Consider the following 2,905-nt stretch of genomic DNA (forward strand, 5'->3'; position numbering starts at 1 on the left):
CCCCGGAAGGCCTCCCCACGTGCGTATCAGTCATCGTCACCGCGTCGCGCTGGCGATCGCCGCGCTGAGTACGGCAATCGGCGCCGTCCCCGTCCAGACGGCCTTGGCCGCCGACGCCGGTGCCTCGGAAGCCGGACTGGATGTGCTCGTCCCTGACGTCATCCATGTCAACGGCGCCCCGGGCGAGGCGGATCTCACGGTCACCAATCCGCCCTCCGACGACACCTATATCCGGCTGGACCTCCACGGTGCCGGGCTGACCCACATACGGATCACGGACGACGCCGGTACCGACGTGCCGTCCCACTACGACCCGGCAGACAGCTCGACCAGGGTCTTCGAGGTCGGCGCGGCCGACGGCGACCACGACGGTGTTCCCGGAGCGCCCCTGGCCGAAGGCACGACTCGTCTCCATGTGGTCGCCGAGTACGGTGTAGACGACAACGTCATCATGTACGGCCATCTCGTGGACGGTGCCAGCGGGCAGTTCCTCGACAACGCCATCGACCAGGGCCCGGTAGGGCTGCGCCTGGCAGGGCCGACGTTCACGAGCAGTTGGGATTCCCCAGGGCACGGCACCGGTACCAACGCGACCATCGTCGTCAGCGCGGGTTACCCCCAGCCCGCCCACATGCGACTCACCACGCACATGGGGGCCATGCCTTCGCCCCCGACGAAAACGCACACCCAGCTGCGATTCACCGCGCAGCAGCTGGCAGCCGCCGGCTACAGCGCCACGAAGCTGACCGAGGGGGTGACGGTCGAGTACTCGACGGGCGGCTCGCAGTACGCCCGGGTTCCCTGGACGACAGATGCCGGTGGCGCCGCCGTCCTCGACTTCCCCGCGCGCTCGTGGGGAGCCGATAAGCCGGTCGAGGCAACCGAGGACCTGCGTCTGTCTGCCTCCTGGGGGCTTCCGGCCAGCTTCCTCAACGGCGCTTTCTGCACGTTCGCCGACGACGGAAGAGAGGTACTGAGACAGGACCAGGAGTTCCACTTCGAACACGACTACGTCCCCGCCTCCGCCAGGCACTCCTTCTACGGCAGGGACGCAGCCGGCGTCATGTGGCAGTACAGGGAGGGCGAGTACCCCGAATACCACGGCCAGTACTACACCCCCCGCACCCGAGTAGGAGGGGGCTGGCAGACGTACGACCTGCTGACCAAGGTCTCCACCCTCGGCGTCCAGGGCAACGGCGACCTCGTCGCCCGCGACCGCTCCGGCGTGCTCTGGTACTACGCGGGCAGCGGCGACGGCAACGCCCCGTTCCTGTCCCGCAGCCGGGTCGGGGGCGGCTGGCAGATCTACGACACCCTTCTCGGCGCGGGCGATGTGACCGGGGACGGCAGGCCGGACCTCCTCGCCCGCGACCGAGCCGGCATGCTCTGGCTGTACAAGGGGACCGGCAACCCGAGCGCGCCCTTCGCCACCCGTACCCGCGTCGGTGGCGGCTGGAACACCTACACCACGATCGTGGGCGGCACCGACCTGACCGGCGACGGACGCCCCGATTTGGTCGCCCGCGACCACAACGGTGTGCTCTGGCTCTACCGGGGCACCGGACGGGCCGCCTCCCCCTTCAGCGACCGCACCCGCATCGGCGGCGGCTGGAACACCTACACCGCCCTCTCCACGCCCGGAGACCTGTCCGGGCACGGCCACGCAGGCAGTCTGCTGGCCCGGGATCACGATGGCAGTCTCTGGATCTACTTCGCGACCGGCAACGCCGACGCCCCGTTCGGACCACGACTGCAGATCGGCGACGGCTGGAACACGTACAACACTCTCGTCTGAGCAGGCCACCGCTCCAGGGTTCTGACGATCCAGTAGATATCGAGGCCGTGGGTGTTCCGACACCCACGGCCTCCTGCTGTCGCTGGCGCTCGTACGGGACGGGGGGCCCCACCTCCCGGCACAGTGCCCGGCACGGATCGTCCGGCTGGTCGCCCCCCCCCGCACCCACTTTTCACCATCCGGACCCGCACGGATGGCTCCTTCGGCGCCTCGGAAGCCCCGTCTTTCGCCTCACGCTTCCCGCCCCGTAAGGCCGACTTGATGCTCCTTTGAGCCGCATCAGGTGGTTCTCACCACGCGATACAGGAGGGAACCAGCTGGGATCACCCTGGGCTTCGCCGGAAAGTGAGGAGCCGAGGCGGGGTCTTAGGTGTACCGTCGATGCGCCCGGAGCGGTCGGGGGCCCGCCAGCCGGGCGGGGCGGTGTGTCGGGGTGAGGGCGGCCTGCGGGATTCCGCTGTTGCGCAGTGCTGCGGGTGGACCGGCACCCGGCATCCGGCATCCCGGTAGCGGCGCACCGCGGTCAGGGGCAAATATGGGCCCGCAGAGAATCAACGTGGCGGCGGAGGATGTCCATGGCTGATCCAGCAGGGGGCCTTGCGCTGCTGCTGAACGGCCGGTGTGGGGCTCGGCCCTGTACACCACGCGAGGATTGGTGAGCCCCTGAAGTACGCGCAGCCCCGGGGCCCGTGGACCGGACCGAGCGACAGAGCGCCGCTCCGGTCCATGGGCTCCGGGGCCACATGCGTCAGTGTGCCTGCGTCCGGCGGTTTCGGGTCTTCAGGAAGAGCCCGGCGCCGAGGGCGACTGCAGCCGCGCCGGCGCCGGCTGCCCACGGGAGGGCGTCGCTTGTTCCGGTGGCGGCCAGGGCGCCGCCGGAATCACCGGTGCCACCGACGGTGACCGGTGTGCCGGTCGTGTGGACGGTCGACGTCGGCCTGGGCCCGCCGTTCGGAGTGGGACGGGCACCGGCGGTGGCGGACGGATCCGCTGTGGTCGCGCTCGGCTTCGGCTTGCCGGTGTCCGGCTTGCCCGGGGTGGGCTTGGGGTTGCCGGTGCCGGTCGTGTGGACGGTCGACGTCGGCCTGGGCCCGCCGTTCGGAGTGGGAC

The 2,905-nt window shown here is 70.2% G+C and carries 2 protein-coding genes; one reads left to right on the forward strand and one right to left on the reverse strand.

Going from position 1 to position 2,905, the window contains the following annotated elements; genetic code table 11:
* Positions 1–19 precede the first annotated feature (19 nt).
* Positions 20–1,795, forward strand: a complete 1,776-nt coding sequence (locus ACJA3G_RS34315) for an FG-GAP repeat domain-containing protein (RefSeq protein ID WP_406556942.1) — start codon at positions 20–22, stop codon at positions 1,793–1,795.
* A 748-nt stretch (positions 1,796–2,543) separates the two neighbouring features.
* On the opposite strand, the gene ACJA3G_RS34320 is transcribed toward ACJA3G_RS34315, so the two are convergent.
* On the reverse strand, positions 2,544–2,905 hold a 362-nt coding region (locus tag ACJA3G_RS34320), incomplete at its 5' end, for an LPXTG cell wall anchor domain-containing protein (RefSeq protein ID WP_406556943.1).

This window comes from Streptomyces sp. YS-3, from assembly GCF_045257485.1.
Classification (GTDB): Bacteria; Actinomycetota; Actinomycetes; order Streptomycetales; family Streptomycetaceae; genus Streptomyces.